This is a genomic window from Streptosporangium sp. NBC_01469 (assembly GCF_036227305.1).
Classification (GTDB): domain Bacteria; phylum Actinomycetota; class Actinomycetes; order Streptosporangiales; family Streptosporangiaceae; genus Streptosporangium.
This window is the reverse complement of sequence record NZ_CP109465.1, coordinates 9,214,128-9,229,871: the sequence shown is the minus strand read 5'-3', so window position 1 is coordinate 9,229,871 and position 15,744 is coordinate 9,214,128. Positions and strand designations below refer to the sequence as shown.

Genomic DNA, 15,744 nt, shown 5'->3' with positions numbered 1-15,744 from the left:
GGAGGGTGGGATCACCGTCCGGAGCCACGTGTGGAGGATGGGCCCGCGGTCCGGGCCCATGCGTGGAGGGTGGGGTCGCCGTCCTGGGCGGGATGTGGCGAACGGGGAACGCGGTCAGGCGCTGGGCGCGGGAGGGCGGGGGGCGCCGTCCGGGCCGGGGTGCAGGGGGATGCGCAGGACGAACCGGGCGCCCCGCGCGCTGTTCTCCAGCCCCAGGACGCCGCCGTGCGCGAGGGCGATCTCCCTGGCGATGGGAAGCCCCAATCCCGTGCCGCCGGTGTCCCTGCTGCGGGCGGCGTCCAGCCGGGTGAACCGCTGGAAGACCAGCTCCCACTGCTCGGGCGCGATCCCGGCACCGTCGTCGATCACCTCCAGGACGGCCGCCTCACCCTCCTGGGCCACCCTCACCCAGATCCGGGAGGCGGCGTGCCGCTCCGCGTTGTCCATCAGGTTCGTCAGCAGCCTGGCCAGGCGGAGCCGGTCACCGGTGATCGCCACCCCGGCCTTCAGGTCCCTGTCGACCGGGACGCGGCGCTCGCGCCCCTCCAGCTCCTCGCCGACCAGCGTGCCCAGGTCGATCCGCTCGTACCGGGCGGGAACGCCGGAGTCGAGTCTGGCCAGTGTCAGCAGGTCCGCGACGATCGCCTGGAGCCGGTCCAGGCTGTCGAGCAGCGCGCGGGTCTTCGGCTTCCAGTCGACGTCGTCGGGATAGCGCAGCGCCTCCTCCAGCTGGGCGCGCATGGCGGTGAGCGGGCTGCGCAGGTCGTGGGAGGCGTCGGAGGTGAACCTGCGCTGCTGTTCGGCCGACGCCTCCAGCCTGTCCAGCGTCTGGTTGATCGTCTCGGCCAGCTCTTTGATCTCGTCCCGCGCGGCCGGGACCGGTACCCGGCGGCCGATGTCGGTCGCGGTGATCTCCTTCAGCTCACGCCTGATCGCCCTCACCGGTGTGAGGGCTCCCGTCACCGTCCGGTAGGTGCCGGCCGCCGTCATCGCCACGATCGTCAGGGAGGCGCCGACGAGGAGGGCGAACAGCTCCGGGTGGACGTACCAGGGAATCTGGCCGGCGGCGGCGTAGAGGATCCAGTCACCTTCGTCCTGGTAGATCCGGAAGGCCACGACATCCATGCACCTGCCGGGGTACTGGGGGATGTCGCAGACCTCCTCGTCCTTCCTGACGCTCGTCGAGGAAGGGGCGAAGTGCGCCATCCGGGGGGTGCCGACCAGGTTGGGGGTCGCGGCCATGACCTTGCCGTCCGCGTTCAGCAGCTGCATGCCGTCGGTCTTCCCCAGCGGTACCACCGCGGGCAGTTGCCCGCGTTTGGCCAGGTGGACGGTTTGCAGTGCGGCGCCCGCCGCCTCCTCGGTCTTGTAACCGCCCGCCAGACCGTAAACGGAGAATGTCGCGATCGCGATGAGGGCTGCCCCCGACGCGATGGTCATGGCGACGGCGGCCAGCGTGAGCCGAAGCCGTACCGGCCACCTGCTCCCCGTGGACACTTCACTCTCCAGACATTCGGTAGCGGTACTAGGCAGATTAATTACCGTTTCAAGATGATTAATCGCCAAGAAGGCGTAGATATCCACATACCTTCGCTTGTGGAGCACCGCTCTGTACGGTCAATCCGGAGCTGGTCGCGCAGGCGGGCAGCGGTTCGAATGGCTGCGGGCCTTCGGGGAGCCGACGCGGGGCCGGGGCTCCACTGGAGGCCGGCCCGGCGTGTCGTGATGACTTTTCGCCTTTTGGTATAGCGAATGATTGGCGTATTTGTGATATCCCAAAAAAGGATATCTAATGAGTTTGGCTAATGTCTCGAAGGCAAACTCCGGTCAATTCGGAGGAGTGTCGTCCGGGTGGCCTGACGGGGATGCCGTCCCGCCTCCACCGGGCTCGCTCAAGCGGGCCTGCCCAGCTCGGCACGGAACAGCCGGTGCACGTTCCCTCCGATGATCTTCACGATCTCCTCGTCGGCGAAGCCGTGCTTGAGCAGGGCGTCGGTGACCAGGGGCAGCCCGCTCGGGCCCGACAGCCCCGGCAGGGCCGCGAAGGGGTCGACGCCGTAGTCCATCTCGCAGCACGGGGGAGTCACGTCGTGCATGACCTCGCGGACGAAGTCGGGACCGAGTCCCACGTGGTCGATCCCGCCGACGCTCGCGATGTGCTCGATGTGGTCGACCAGCCGGTCCAGGGTGTACTCGGCCGGATCCTCCGAGAGGAAGGCCGCCAGGAAGTTGACGCACACCACGCCGCCGGTCGCGGTGACCGCGCGGATCTGGTCGTCGGTGAGGTTGCGGTGGTGGTCGCGCAGCGCGCGGGCCGAGGAGTGGGTGGCCATCACCGGCCGGGTCGCGAGCTCCAGCACGTGCTCCACCCCGGAGGCGCCCAGGTGGGAGATGTCGAAGATCATGCCGAGCCGTTCCATCTCCCGTACCGTCTCCACCCCCGCCGCGGTGAGCCTGCTGCCGGTGGCGTCCTCGCCGCTGCCGTCGGCCAGCGCGGTACGGCCCCAGTGCGCGATCGAGGCGACCCGCACGCCGAGCCGGTGCAGCGTCGGCACCAGTTCGACGGCGGCGTCCAGGCCGGGCATGCTCTCCAGCGCCAGGACCAGGGCGATCCTGCCCTCGGCGAGCGCCTCGTCGACCTGCGTGCCGTCCAGGCAGAGGCGTACGGCGTCGGCGTTGCCCTCGGCCAGCACGTGCGCGCACTCGATCATGCGCAGGGTCTGCCGGAGCGAGCCCTCGGGGCGGTACTGGCCGTCGATGAAGACCGGCAGCACCTGAAGGTTCACCCCTCCCTCGCGCAACTGGGGCAGCCAGCGTTCGCGGAAGAAGGACGCCCACCGCCGAGGGGGCCTGGCGGTGACGGCCATCAGCAGGTCGTTGTGGGTATCGGCGACCACGGAGTCGCTGTGGAGGTCGGCTGACATGGGCGGGCCCTTCTGCGTGGACGGCTCTCGTTCGCCACGACGGTATCGGCCCCCCGGCCCGTCTCCCGCCTCTCCCACCGCCGCGCCTCCGTACGAGGGCGCGGGGCGGGTCAGCGCGCGAAGTGGAAGGACTCCGGGCGCGGGGTCCTGGTGATGCGGCGGTAGGTGGTCGTCGTGCCCGGCCAGTTGTTGGTCACCCGGCCCGCCGCGTTCTTGTACCAGCTTGTGCAGCCCGCCTGCCAGACCATGGCGCCCATCGCCCGGTCGAGGCTCCGCCGCCAGGTGGCCATCGCCTCCGGCCTGACCTCCATCGGCCCGCGGGCGGCCAGGTGCGGCAGGCAGCCCATGACGTACCGGACCTGGCACTCGATCATGAAGACGATCGAGTTGTGGCCGAGGTTGGTGTTGGGGCCGTACAGCAGGAACAGGTTGGGGAAGTGTGGCACGGCGATGCCCAGGTACGCCTCCGCACCGTCCTTCCACTCCTCGGCCAGATGCCGTCCCCCGCGCCCGGTGACCTGGATGGAACCCAGGAATTCCGAGGTCTCGAAACCGGTCGCGTAGACGATCACGTCGGTCTCGCGGAGCCCTGCGGCGGTCTCCACGCCGCCGGGGACGATCCGGGTGATCCCGTCGGTGACGACGTCCACGTCGGGGCGGGTCAGCGCGGGATAGAAGCCGCTGTCGATGACGACCCGCCTGCAGCCGACCGGGTAGTCGGGGGTCAGCCTGGCCCGCAGCAGCGGGTCGGGGACCTGCTCGCGCAGGTGCCGCAGGGCCCGCTCGCGCAGCAGGCCCGTGCTCCAGCCCCCGGCCAGGGCCGGGTGGAGGGCGTTCTCCGCGTACCGGTAGACCCATTCGCGGTAGGCGCGCTGCAGGAACGGCACGCGGCGGAAGGCCGTCCGCACGCGGGGACCGAAGACGGCGTCCGCCTTGGGGATCACCCAGTTGGGGGTCCGCTGGAAGACGTCCAGGTGACCGGCGACCTCGGCCACCCTCGGGATGAGCTGCGCCGCCGACGACCCGTTCCCGATCACGGCCACCCGCCTGCCGGCCAGGTCGACGGAGTGGTCCCAGCGCGCGGAGTGGAAGGCCGCCCCGTTGAATGTCGATATTCCCGGAATATCGGGCATCCGGGGCCGACTGAGCTGTCCCACGGCCGACACCACCACGTCGAACAGCTCGTCCCCGGCCGAGGTGCGGACCCGCCACCTGCCCAGCGACTCGTCGAAGGTGGCGGCGACGACCGCGGTGTTCAACCGGATGCGGGAACGCAGGCCGTACCTGTCGGCGCACCCCTCCAGGTAGCGCAGGATCTCCGGCTGCCCGGGATAGCGGCGCGTCCAGCTGGAGTATCTCTCGAAGGAGAAGGAGTAGAGATGCGAGGGGATGTCGCAGCCCGCCCCCGGATAGGTGTTGTCGCGCCAGGTTCCCCCGACGTCGGCCCCCTTTTCGAAGATCGTGTACGAGCGGATGCCGGCCTTCTCCAACTGGATGGCCATGCACAGCCCGCCGAATCCGGCACCGATGATCGCGACATTAGGCCTCATACGCACGCCCTCCGGATGTCAGCACCCACTTACGCTAGGCGATCCGCCCGCGCCGGGGAAGCCACCGGGGAGGCCCTGTGAAAGCCATGCCGGAAGCCACCGGGGAAGCCATGCCGGAAGCCACCGGGGAAGCCCTGTGAAAGCCATGACAAAGGTCGCAGTGGAAGTTGCCGGGAAGTCCTGTGAAAGCCATGCCGGAAGTCGCAGTGGAAGCCACCGAGAAAGTCCTGTGAAAGCCACCGGGGGAGCCACCGGAAGTCGCTGTGACGAGACGTCCGGGGCGGGCCGGTAGTCTGCGCAAGTGCCTACGCTTGCCGACATCGTCACAGAGCTGGAGTCCCGCTACGATCCGCGATGGGCGGAGTCGTGGGACGCGGTCGGGCTCGTCTGCGGGGATCCCGCCGCCGAGGTGCGCAAGATCCTGTTCGCGGTCGACCCGGTGGCCGCCGTCGCCGAGGAGGCCCTCGACTGGGGCGCCGACCTCGTTGTCACCCACCACCCGCTCTACCTGCGCGGCACCACGAGCGTCGCGGCCACCACCTTCAAGGGTCGCCTGATCCACACGCTGATCAGGAACGACATCGGGCTCTTCACCGCCCACACCAACGCCGACGTCGCCGACCCCGGCGTCTCCGACGCGCTCGCCCGCGCCGTCGGCCTGACCGGCCCGCTCGTCCCCCTCAGCCCCGCCGCCGACGACCCCCGGCGTGGCCTGGGCCGCGTCGGCTCGCTGCCCGCCCCCGTCCCCCTCGCCGAGTTCGCCCGGCAGGCCGCCCGCGGGCTCCCCGCCACGGCGGGCGGCCTGCGGGTCGCCGGGGACCCCGGCCGTCCCGTCCAGCGGATCGCGGTCAGCGGCGGATCCGGAGACTCCCTCCTCGGGACGGCCCGCGCCGCCGGGGTGGACGTCTTCCTCACCGCCGATCTGCGCCACCACCCGGCCAGCGAGTTCATGGAGGCCTCCGGCGGCCCCGCGCTGATCGACGCGGCCCACTGGGCCACCGAATGGCCCTGGCTCGCCGACGCGGCACACCATCTCGCGTCCGCATCGGCCGCCAGGGGGATTACTGTTGAGACGCGCGTATCCGAGACGGTCACGGACGCCTGGAACACAACAGCAAAGTGCGAGGATTTCACGTGAAAGCAGCCCCTGCGGCCCAGAAGCGTCTGCTTGACCTGGCCGAACTCGACTCCGCGATCGACCGGCTGGCCCATCGCCGCCGCACCCTTCCCGAACTGGCCCAGATCGACGAGCTCTCCGGGCGCATCGCCCGCATCGCGACCCAGGTGATCGCCGCCGAGACCGAGTCCGGCGACCTCGCCCGCGAGCAGACCAAGGCCGAGGCCGACGTCGACTCGGTCCGTATCCGCGCCGAGCGCGACCAGAAGCGCCTCGACTCCGGCCAGGTGTCCTCGCCCAAGGACCTGGCCAGCCTCCAGTCCGAGATCGTCTCCCTGAAGCGCAGGCAGGGCGATCTGGAAGAGGTCGTGCTGGAGATCATGGAGCGCCGCGAGTCGGCCGACGGGCAGGCCACCAGGCTCGTGGCCGAGCGCGACGAACTCGCCGGCACCCGCGGCACCGCCGAGGACCGCAGGGACGCCGCCTTCGCCGAGATCGACAAGGAGAAGGGCGAGCTCCAGGGGAGGCGCGCCGAGGTCGTCGAGGACATCCCGGCCGACCTGCTCGCCCTCTACGGGAAGCTCAAAGAGCAGTTCGGGGTGGGCGCCGCGATGCTCCAGGGAGCCCGCTGCCTCGGCTGCCGCACGAGCCTGTCCATCGCCGAGATCAACCGCATCAAGGCCGCCTCCCACGAAGAGGTCATCCGCTGCGAGGAGTGCCGCCGGATCCTCGTCCGTACCGCCGAGTCCGGTCTGTGACCCCTGTGACCTCTGTGACCTCGTACGTCATCGAGGCCGACGGCGGCTCGCGGGGCAACCCGGGCCCGGCCGGCTACGGCGCCGTCGTCAAGGACGCCGCCGATGGCCAGGTGCTGGTCGAGACCGCCGAGTCGATCGGCACCCAGACCAACAACGTCGCCGAGTACCGCGGGCTCATCGCGGGCCTGACCTCCCTCCTCGCCCTCGCCGGCGACGGTGCGAAGGTCGAGGTCCGGATGGACTCCAAGCTGGTCGTCGAGCAGATGGCCGGGCGTTGGAAGATCAAGAACGAGGGTCTGCGCCCGCTCGCCCTGGAGGCCGCGGCCCTCGCCAGGCGTCTCAAGGTGACCTGGCGCTGGATCCCCCGGGAGAAGAACAAGGACGCCGACCGCCTGGCCAACGAGGCCATGGACGCCGCCGCCAAGGGCCGCCCCTGGACCCTCTCGGCCTCCTCTGTCACGTCTGTCGCGGGATCGGGAACCCCTGGCGGCCGTACCTCCGGAGGCGGTGCCACCGAGAGCGGCGCCCCCGGTGACCGAGGCTCCGGAAGCGGCGCCTCCGGTGGTCGAGTCTCCAGGAGTGACGCCCCTGGTGGCCGAGGTTCCGGAAGTGGCGCCTCCGGTGGCCGGGCCTCCGGAAGAGGTGCCCTCAGCGGCGATTCCCCCGCCACTCGCACCGCTCCCGCCGAGGACCTCCTTCTCTTCGACACCGGTGACCTCGGCGATCGTGACTCTGACGCCGATGACCTCGGCGCCGGTGATTCCGGCGGATCGGGCCGTTCCGGCGGTTCCGGCGGAGAAGGAAGCGGCGGGATCACCGCTCCGAGGCGGGCGGCCGGTGCGGTCACGCGGGACCGGCCGGTGGAGACACCGGAGCGGGCGACACGGGCGGAGCGGACAGAACAGCCCGGCGAGGCGGGCCAGACGGCCACCGCCACGGGTCTGGGTACCGGCTGGCGCCCTGCCACCTCCGTCGCGACCTCGCTGTACCTGCTCCGGCACGGTGAGACGCCGCTCTCCGTCGAGCGCAGGTTCTCCGGGCTCGGAGACCCCGAGCTCACGCCCAACGGCATCGCCCAGGCCGAGGCCGCTGCGGCCAAACTGGCCGGGAAGCCGTACGGCATCCAGGTGATCGTCAGTTCGCCGCTCAGGCGCGCCCGCGCCACCGCGGAGATCATCGCGGCCAGGGCCGGGCTTGAGGTCCTCGTCGAGGAGGGTCTGCGGGAGACCGACTTCGGAGACTGGGAAGGCCACACGTTCACCGAGATCCAGCGTCGCTGGCCCGACGAGCTCGCCGCGTGGCTGGCGGACCCGTCCGCCGCGCCGCCGGGTGGGGAGAGTTTCGGGATGGCGGCGCGGCGGGTCCAGGCGACCGGGGACCTGCTGGTCGAGCGTTACGAGGGGAAGACGGTTCTCGCCGTCTCCCACGTCACGCCGATCAAGATGCTGCTACGGTTCGCGCTGCTCGCTCCCCTCGGTGCGCTGTACCGCATGCATCTCGACCTGTCAGCCCTGTCCCTGATCGAGTATTACGCCGACGGCCCGGCGGTGGTGAAGGCGTTCAACGACACCTCGCACCTGCGCTGAACCGGCGGTCTCACGTCCACGACAGACCTCGGCTGTGGGGGCGGTGAAACACCCGCTCTCCACGACGGCCGAACCCCTCACAGCGTGCGGAACCGGCCGTCCCGCCGGTTGTCGGTGCTCTCATCGGTTCCCCCGGTGCTCGTCTGTTTCGTCTCGCTTGATCCCTATTCCAGCGCAGCCGACTTGCCGTTCGGTTGGAGTCCGCTTGGGAGCCGTTAGGCTTGGAACACGGCGGACGAGCCGGCCGGGCGGCCGCGTCGGGTCTCTTCTGAGGCCCGCCGAGGAAGGTCCGGGCTCCACAGGGCAGGGTGGTCGGTAACGCCGACCCGGGGTGACCCGCGGGAAAGTGCCACAGAGAACAGACCGCCTCGTCGCAGGACGAGGTAAGGGTGAAACGGTGGTGTAAGAGACCACCAGCGCCCACGGTGACGTGGGCGGCTCGGTAAACCCCACCCGGAGCAAGGTCAAGAAGGGGCGCTCTCCGGAGCGTCCCGCGCGCGACGCTTGAGGGCTGCTCGCCCGAGCCGCGCGGGTAGACCGCTTGAGGCCGACGGCAACGTCGGTCCTAGATGGATGGTCGCCCCTTCACGCAAGTGAAGGACAAAACCCGGCCTACAGGCCGACTCGTCCGCCCCACGTGGCATCTACCTGCTAAAACAGACCTTACATGATCAAGTGGTCTGCTCCTGCGTCATCATTTTGTCAACAGACGCGCTCATGTCAACACGGGCCTTGCCCCCCGGCTGTGTCTCCCCACTCCGCCGGCCAGACGCGGTAAGCGAGGCTGCTCTGCAAGATCATGAGGCATGAGCATGGTCGGCTACTGCTCGAAGACGCGGTCCATGACGGCCTGGCCTCATCCCTATGGCGGAGATGGATGATGACCAGCACGGCTAATGTTGATCCCATGGTCGAGCGGCGTCCCTTGATCGTGCGCAGGCTCCGGCCCGGCCACTGGGTGGCCGTCGACGCGATCGCCGCTGTCGTGCTCGCCGTCGCCTTCTGCGCGGCGGCCTGGCTGGCGTCGCAGTACGCGACGATCCCGCTGATCGCCGTCGCCTGCCTGCCACTCGCGGTGCGGCGACTGTGGCCGTTGCCGGTGTTCTCGGTGGTCCTGGCGGCGACGGCGGTCGCGCCGCTCGCCGGGTGGGAGGAGGCGTACCCGGCGCTGGCGGTGGCTTTGCATGCCGTGGCCCTCCTCGAACCGCGACGGCCCGCGGCGGTCGCGTTGATAGCCGCCCTGACGCTCACCGCGGTGGGTCAGGCCGTCGCCTCGGTCTCGTGGGCCTTGGCGCTGTCGGCGTGCGGTTTCGCCTGGTTGGTGCTCGGCCTCGCCTGGATCATCGGCGTCGCGGTCCGGGAGCAGCGCGCGCACGCGGCGCGTGCGGTCGTCCAGTCCGCCCAGACCGCGGCCACAGCGGAGCGGCTGCGGATGGCTCGCGAGCTGCACGACGTCGTCGCGCACAGCATGAGCCTGATCTCCATGCGCGCCGGCATCGCCAACCACGTCGCCGACACCCACCCCGCCGAGGCGCGCGAAGCGCTGACGCTCATCGAGGACACCAGCAGGAGCGCGCAGGCCGACCTGCGGCGGCTGCTCGGCCTGCTCCGCGACGACCCGGCCGACCGCGAGGCGTGCTACGGCCTGGCCGCACTACCCGGGCTCGTTGTCGGAGCCGCCACGGCCGAGGTGGAGGTGGACCTGTACGTCGAACCTGGCCTGACGGTCACCGACGGGCTCGCCTTCGTCGTCTACCGCGTCGTCCAGGAGTCGCTCACCAACGTGATCAGGCACGCGGGCCCGACGCGCTGCCGGGTCGCCGTCAGCACGTACGACCGGCGGGAGCTCGTGGTTGAGGTGATCGACGACGGTCGGGGGGAGGCGCCCGGCTGGGGCGGCGGTCACGGGTTGGCCGGAATGAGGGAGCGGGTGACCATGTACGGCGGAACCTTCTCAGCGGGGTCGGAGCCCGGGGGCGGCTTCGCCGTGCGTGCTCGGCTGCCCTTGGAAGGTGAGCGGTGAGCGTGTCCACGGTGCTGGTCGCCGATGACCAAGCGCTGCTGCGGGCCGGGCTGCGCATGCTCATTGACACGGCGCCCGACCTGGAGGCTGTGGGCGAGGTGGGCACCGGGCGGGAGGCGGTGGAACTGGCCAGGCGCCTCCGCCCCGACCTCGTGCTCATGGACGTACGGATGCCCGACCTCGACGGGATCAAGGCCACCGAGCTGATAAGGGCCGACCCGGTCACCGCCGCGGTCAAGGTGGTGATGCTGACCACCTTCGACCTCGACGAGTACGTCTACGCCGCGTTGCGCGCGGGTGCCAGCGGATTCCTGCTGAAGGACGCCAGACCGGGCGACCTGCTGGAAGCGTTGCGGGTGGTGGCGGCGGGCCAGGCGCTGCTGGCTCCCTCCGTCACCATGCGGCTCATCGGGGAGTTCGCCAGGCGCGAGCCGGCCGGTGTTCCGGGGGCGTTGGCGGCCAGGCTCGCCCGGGTCTCCGGCCGGGAGCGGGAGGTGCTCGTGCTGGTGGCCAGGGGGCTGGCCAACCCGCGGATCGCCGAGCGGCTCGGCCTCGGCCTGGCCACGGTCAAGACGCACATCCGCAGCCTGCTGGCCAAGCTCGACGTCCACGACCGGGCCCAGCTGGTCATCGCCGCCTACGAGGGCGGCGTGGTCACGGCCGGTTCAGCGCCGGTAGGCGACCTCGGGGAAGGCGGGTGAGGGACCGTCCAGCAGCGGCTCCTTCTGCTTGCGCAGGTGCAGGTCGAAGAAGGCCAGCGGGTAGGCCTTCTGGAAGGCCAGCGCCCGCTCGGCCGGGATCGTGCCGACGATCTCCTCGACCTCTGCCTTGCTGAGGCCCAGCGGCTTGGCCGACATCGGGATCAGTAGGACGTCGTCGCCGAAGGAGTTGTGGGCCGCCCCCTTGAGTGTGAGGTTGAGCCGCCAGCCGCGCAGGCCATCCCAGAACGTGCGCAACGCCGGGTTGGTCGACATGCTGCCCTTTCCTTCGGTGTCGACCACCAGGTAGGGCCGGTCGAGCCCCGACTGCGCCACCTTGCCGAACACGGCGCCGTCCAGGCCCAGCCCGGCCCTGATGCGTTTGTCGGCGTACATCGCCGAGGAGGTCGCCGCGCCGCCGAGCGAGTGGCCGAACATGCCGATCCGCTGAAGATCGAAGACGTGTGCCTTGTCCAGCGTGGGCAACTGGTCCAGGACGAACCGCACGTCCGCCACCCGGACCTCGACCGCCTTGGCGAAGTCGGTCACCTCGGGCCCGGTCTCCACCCTGCCGTCGGGGAACTCGACCACCGCCGCGTCGTAGGTGTGGTCGATGGTGACCACCACGTAGCCTCGGCTGGCCAGTTCCTCCACGACGCCGGTGCCGTACGCGCGTGAGGCGTTGGCGCCGGGTGAGTAAAGGATCACCGGCAACTTGCCGAGGCCTTGATCGATGGGGGCTCCCTCGTGACCGTCGGTCGTGTCCAGCAGAACAGAACCCGGCTTCAGCCCGTTGTCCTCCAGGTATCGGTCGGCGGCCGCCTTGGGCAGCCAAGGAGCGACTTTGTGGTTCTGCGCATCCTTCGCCGGATACCACAGGCTGACCATCAGTTCGCGCTTGGCGCCCGACGTGGTCCAGGGGTCCTGGCGCGATTGATCGGTCAGGTGTACGGATACGGTTCCCACGGGATGCGGCCCTGTCGGTGAGGGGATCATCAGGCGCTGTGCCTGGACGGTTACCGGGGCGCCACAGGCGGAAATCGGCAGGACCAGCGCGAACGCCAGAAGGAGAGCTCGTTTCATACCTTTCACGATGTCGGCCATGACCAGCCGCGGCCTCGGGCGCTGGCACGATCTTCCGCTCAACCCGGGAAGGTAGCGTCCGAGGCCGACTCCACCCTGAGAGCCAGGTCCGGCGCTCGGGTTCGCGCGATGGAATGCGAAGTAAGGACGTTTCCCCTGGTCAGGATCTCCGTAGGGGGCGCCGGAAGCTGCCGGTCGCAAAGACCACTCCCGGTGATCAGAAGTGGCCTTTGAACTGCGAGCCGACGAGGGGAATCGAACTCCTGACCTTCTGTTTACAAGTCGAATGAAAACCGTCCAGGACCGTCCACCGCTGTCTCGCGCGCCTGGTCGAGCGGGTCTACGGGGTCCGGGAATCCATGCGTGTCCAGTGTCGTCCAGGACCGTTGTTAGTTCTCGATATCCCTGGCGGGATGCCCGTTCCGGGGTGAAAATCGGGGTGGTTGCTCGCCGACGTCGTAGGTGCTTGGTCTGGTTGAGGCCGTTTGTTAGTCGGACGCCGGGAGCCGCGCCGTGGGCCCTTCACTGTGCTTTGAGCACGCGGATTAGATTCGCTTCGTCCTTGCGGCTCTTGCGGGCAGCCTGTGCAGGGTGCTCGTAAGCAACGGCGGCAGGAGAGGCGGCATGCTGGAGGAAGCCAAGGACCACGAGGAGATCATCGAGCGGGTCGCGGCGCTGGACATCGGGAAGGCCTTCCTGGTCTGCTGCGCGCGGGTGCCGGACGAGGACCGGCCAGGGCGTCGCCTGCAGGAGGTGCAGACGTATACGACGATGACCGGCGCGCTGCTGCAGATGGCCGATCATCTGCGCATCCTGGGCGTGACCCGGGTCGTGATGGAGGCCACCAGCGACTATTGGAAGCCGATCTTCTATCTGCTGGAGGCGGCCGGATTCGAGACCTGGCTGGTCAACGCCCGTGACGTCAAGCATCTGCCCGGCCGTCCCAAGACCGGCCGGCTGGACGCGGTCTGGCTGGCCAAGGTCGCCGAGCGGCAGATGCTGCGCGCCAGCTTCGTCCCCCCACCGCAGATCCGCCGGCTCCGGGACCTGACCCGGTATCGGATCGACCTGGTCGGTGCACGGACCGCCGAAAAGCAGCGGGCGGAAAAGCTGCTGGAAGACGCGCAGATCAAACTGTCGGTAGTGGCCTCCGACATCTTCGGGGCCTCCGGGCGGGCGATGATGGCCGCCCTCATCGCCGGGGAACGCACCCCGGCGGGGCTGGCGCAGCTGGCCCGTACCAGCCTGCGCAAGAAGATTCCCCTGCTGGAAGAGGCCTTCACCGGTCACTTCACCGATCATCACGCCTTTTTGCTGGGCAAGATGCTGGGCCGGGTCGACGCGATCAGCAGCGAAATCGCCGAGGTCGACGCCAAGATCGAGGAACTCCTGGTCCCTTTCGCCTCAGCGGCGGCGCGCTTGGATGAGATTCCCGGCATCGGCCCGATTGCGGCCGCGGTGATCCTCGCCGAGATCGGCACCGATATGAGCCGCTTCCCCACCCCCTGCCATCTGGCGGATCGCCGAGCCGCAGCATGCCGATCCGCCAGATGGCATCCTGTGCCGCGGCCTTCGCATCCTCCCCGAGTGCCGCTTCCAGGACCTGGACCGCCATGAAGCGTGCGTGCCAGTGTTCGATTGTCAAGGGCGGCGCGTCGACGGCCGGGCTCTGGGCCCGCAGGTCCTCGCTGAGGCGACGCACCTCGTCGCGCAGCTCGACGAGCACGGCCGAGCCGGGCGTCTGTGCCAGCGAGGTTGCGACGCGTCTGGTCAGAGGCACGTCCAGGCCGCTCAGTTCACAGGCGGTCTCCGCCACCAGGGCGGCGATCTCGCGGGCTCTGCCGGGGTCGGGATCGGTGACGAGGTCGGCCACGCGCGGGTCCTCGGCGATATAGGCCAGGTGGTCGATCCTGTCCTGGTCGGCCGCCGACATACCCGCGGTGTCCTGCGGCGCGTCCGGGACAGCGCTCAGGTGCTCGCCCGCCAGCCACCCGGGCTCCAGTCGTCGGTGGGTGACGGCCTCCCCCAGCGCCAGCCCGGCCACGCGGGGATCATCCTGCTCGGCAAGCTCCGTCCAGGCTGACAGAGCGTCGGGAAGCTTTTCGGGCTCTTCGGGATCGAACAGGTCGAGCACGGCCAGCAGCCGACCGTGCTCGGCGTAGGCCAGCTGCCCGTCTCCGTTGGCGTTCCAGAACACGCTGAGTGCCCGCCCCCTGCGGGACAGGCCGGTCAGGACATCCGGCCGCGACCCCTGGAAGCCGTTCGGCTCTACCAGTACGATCCACTCTCCCAGGGCTCCGGCCAGCGCCGCGCCGGCATGGACGGGGATCGCGTCGTACGCGGCCTGGACCGTCTCCGCGTACGTCCGGTTGCCCACCCCGTCCTCCCGCCGACCCGCCGCGGCGAGCGCGTCGGCGGCGGGCAGGTCCTCGACCCAGGTGATGCACAGCGGCGCGGTCAGCGTCTCCTCCACCAACCGGCCGTAGTGCGCCAGCACCTCCGAGTCCAAGCGCTTCTCCTTTTCTCCTACCCCGAACGGCCCGCCACCGGGCCGGCGACGAGGACGCGCTCCCCACGATCGTCGTCACCCTGGAGCGGGCAGCTCCGTCACGACGCCGGCGCGGGCAGGGCGAGGTGCTCGCGGAGCGTCGTTCCCTCGTACGCGGTGCGGTAGGCGCCGCGCTCCTGCAACTCCGGTACCAGCTTGTCGACGATGTCCTCCAGGGACGACGGGACCAGGTGCGGGGTGATGTTGAAACCGTCGACCGCGCGGGTGCGGACGTAGTGCACCCACTCGTCGGCGACCTGCGACGGCGTGCCCACGAACGAACGGTGCTCGGGTGTGACGCGGCGTACGAGCTGCAGGATCGACAGGTTCTGCGCCGCGGCCAGCTCGCGCCACTGGGCGATGAGCGCGAGCTTGCCGGTGCGCCGCTCGATCGGGATCGTGCCGCGCGACGGGTCGAGCTCCGCCTCGCTGGGCTCGATGTCGGGCAGCGGGCCGTGCGGGTCGTAGGCGGACAGGTCGGTGCCCCAGTACTGCTCGAGGAACGCGATCGCCCGCGGTGGCGAGATCTGCTCGTCTCGCACCCACTCCGCGCGCTCCCGGGCCTCCTCGGGCGTGTCGCCGAGGATCACCGAGGCGCCGGGCAGGATCCGCAGCGAGTCCGGCGAGCGGCCGTGGCGCGCCAGCCTGGCTCGCAGGTCGGCGGCGTAGGCGACGGCCTTGTCGTACTCGGTGTTGGCGGAGAACACGACGTCGGCGTGCCGCGCCGCGAGCTCGCGCCCGCCGGCCGAGTCTCCGGCCTGGAACAGCACCGGGCAGCCCTGTCCGCTGGCCGGCACGGTGGCACGTGCGCGCAGCCGGACCAGGTCGGTGTCCCACTCGACGTCATGGATCGCTCCGGGCCGGGCCCAGGACTTGGCCTCGGCCGACTCGGCGACGGCGTCCGGCTCCCAGGACGCCCACAGCGCCTTCGCGGCCTCGACGAACTGGGTGGCCCGTTCGTAGCGCCGCTCGTGCGCGAGCCAGCCGCCATGGCGGAAGTTGGCACCGGTCCAGGCGTTGTCGGTGGTGACGATGTTCCAGCCGGCCCGCCCGCCGGAGAGCAGGTCGAGGCCGGCCAGGCGGCGCGCGAGGTCCGCCGGGAAGTTGTACGTGGTGTTCTGGGTGGCGACCAACCCGATGCGCTCGGTGACGGCGGCGAGCGCGGACAACTGCGTGATCGCGTCGGGGCGTCCGGCGATGTCGAGGTCGTAGACGCGGCCGCGGTTCTCTCGTAGGCGCAGGCCCTCGCCGAGGAAGAAGGCGTCGAAGAGCCCTCGCTCCAGCAGCTGTGCCAGCCCCACGAAGGTCTCGATGGCGACGTGCGGCGCGGCGGACGGGCCGGTCCAGATGAGTTGCGGGCCGACCCCGGTGTAGAACACGCCGAGGTGCACCTGGGCGTCCGGGTCGTACGGGGCGCCGGTCGGGCCGGACGATGTCGTGGCGGTCATGGTCGTGTC

Annotated in this window: 12 protein-coding genes, 1 other RNA gene and 1 pseudogene; 8 read left to right on the top strand and 6 right to left on the bottom strand. The window is 70.2% G+C overall.

Annotated elements, in window-relative coordinates; genetic code table 11:
- Positions 1–114: 114 nt before the first annotated feature.
- The 3 genes from OG587_RS40130 to OG587_RS40120 form a co-directional block, all read right to left on the bottom strand.
- The gene (locus tag OG587_RS40130) at positions 115–1,497 is read right to left on the bottom strand and encodes a sensor histidine kinase (RefSeq protein WP_329084071.1); all 1,383 of its coding nucleotides are present in this window, start codon (positions 1,495–1,497) and stop codon (positions 115–117) included.
- A 395-nt stretch (positions 1,498–1,892) separates the two neighbouring features.
- Positions 1,893–2,924, bottom strand: coding sequence for a dipeptidase (locus tag OG587_RS40125; RefSeq protein ID WP_329084070.1), 1,032 nt, complete (start codon positions 2,922–2,924; stop codon positions 1,893–1,895).
- A 110-nt stretch (positions 2,925–3,034) separates the two neighbouring features.
- Complete coding sequence (locus OG587_RS40120) at positions 3,035–4,474, bottom strand: flavin-containing monooxygenase (RefSeq protein WP_329084069.1); 1,440 nt, start codon at positions 4,472–4,474, stop codon at positions 3,035–3,037.
- A gap of 301 nt (positions 4,475–4,775) precedes the next feature.
- Between OG587_RS40120 and OG587_RS40115 the strand changes: the two genes are divergently transcribed.
- The 6 genes from OG587_RS40115 to OG587_RS40090 all read left to right on the top strand — a co-directional run bounded on the left by OG587_RS40115 (position 4,776) and on the right by OG587_RS40090 (position 10,659).
- A complete protein-coding gene (locus OG587_RS40115) occupies positions 4,776–5,612 on the top strand; it encodes a Nif3-like dinuclear metal center hexameric protein (protein ID WP_329084068.1) in 837 nt (278 codons plus the stop codon).
- Entirely contained in the window at positions 5,609–6,349 is a 741-nt protein-coding gene (locus tag OG587_RS40110) for a zinc ribbon domain-containing protein (protein ID WP_329084067.1), read from the top strand. The genes OG587_RS40115 and OG587_RS40110 overlap by 4 nt, the downstream gene beginning before the upstream one ends.
- A gap of 5 nt (positions 6,350–6,354) precedes the next feature.
- A complete protein-coding gene (locus OG587_RS40105; RefSeq protein WP_329084066.1) occupies positions 6,355–7,935 on the top strand; it encodes a histidine phosphatase family protein in 1,581 nt (526 codons plus the stop codon).
- A gap of 236 nt (positions 7,936–8,171) precedes the next feature.
- Positions 8,172–8,566: RNase P RNA component class A (gene rnpB / locus OG587_RS40100), an RNA gene on the top strand.
- 276 nt (positions 8,567–8,842) lie between these two features.
- A complete protein-coding gene (locus OG587_RS40095; protein WP_329084065.1) occupies positions 8,843–9,958 on the top strand; it encodes a sensor histidine kinase in 1,116 nt (371 codons plus the stop codon).
- A 2-nt stretch (positions 9,959–9,960) separates the two neighbouring features.
- A complete protein-coding gene (locus OG587_RS40090) occupies positions 9,961–10,659 on the top strand; it encodes a response regulator transcription factor (protein ID WP_329094144.1) in 699 nt (232 codons plus the stop codon).
- Here the strand turns inward: OG587_RS40090 and OG587_RS40085 are convergent.
- On the bottom strand, positions 10,624–11,739 hold the full coding sequence (locus tag OG587_RS40085) for an alpha/beta hydrolase family protein (protein WP_329084064.1): 1,116 nt from the start codon (positions 11,737–11,739) through the stop codon (positions 10,624–10,626). The genes OG587_RS40090 and OG587_RS40085 overlap by 36 nt on opposite strands.
- A 624-nt stretch (positions 11,740–12,363) precedes the next feature.
- Between OG587_RS40085 and OG587_RS40080 the strand changes: the two genes are divergently transcribed.
- The gene (locus tag OG587_RS40080) at positions 12,364–13,356 is read left to right on the top strand and encodes an IS110 family transposase (RefSeq protein WP_329084063.1); all 993 of its coding nucleotides are present in this window, start codon (positions 12,364–12,366) and stop codon (positions 13,354–13,356) included.
- 7 nt (positions 13,357–13,363) lie between these two features.
- Positions 13,364–13,822, top strand: a complete 459-nt coding sequence (locus tag OG587_RS40075; RefSeq protein ID WP_329084062.1) for a hypothetical protein — start codon at positions 13,364–13,366, stop codon at positions 13,820–13,822.
- A gap of 57 nt (positions 13,823–13,879) precedes the next feature.
- Here OG587_RS40075 and OG587_RS47410 read toward each other — a convergent pair.
- Positions 13,880–14,212 (bottom strand): annotated as a pseudogene (locus OG587_RS47410) (DUF6461 domain-containing protein); the annotation flags it as partial.
- 134 nt (positions 14,213–14,346) lie between these two features.
- Positions 14,347–15,735 (bottom strand): NtaA/DmoA family FMN-dependent monooxygenase, encoded by a 1,389-nt coding sequence (locus tag OG587_RS40065; RefSeq protein ID WP_329084060.1) that lies wholly within the window; start codon positions 15,733–15,735, stop codon positions 14,347–14,349.
- Positions 15,736–15,744 lie beyond the last annotated feature (9 nt).

Excerpts from the sequence above, each read along its gene's own strand:
- OG587_RS40125 (WP_329084070.1), bottom strand. The coding sequence starts at position 2,924 with ATGTCAGCCGACCTCCACAGCGACTCCGTGGTCGCCGATACCCACAAC.
- OG587_RS40120 (WP_329084069.1), bottom strand. The coding sequence starts at position 4,474 with ATGAGGCCTAATGTCGCGATCATCGGTGCCGGATTCGGCGGGCTGTGC.
- OG587_RS40095 (WP_329084065.1), top strand. The coding sequence starts at position 8,843 with ATGGTCGAGCGGCGTCCCTTGATCGTGCGCAGGCTCCGGCCCGGCCAC.
- OG587_RS40085 (WP_329084064.1), bottom strand. The coding sequence starts at position 11,739 with ATGAAACGAGCTCTCCTTCTGGCGTTCGCGCTGGTCCTGCCGATTTCC.
- OG587_RS40080 (WP_329084063.1), top strand. The coding sequence starts at position 12,364 with ATGCTGGAGGAAGCCAAGGACCACGAGGAGATCATCGAGCGGGTCGCG.
- OG587_RS40065 (WP_329084060.1), bottom strand. The coding sequence starts at position 15,735 with ATGACCGCCACGACATCGTCCGGCCCGACCGGCGCCCCGTACGACCCG.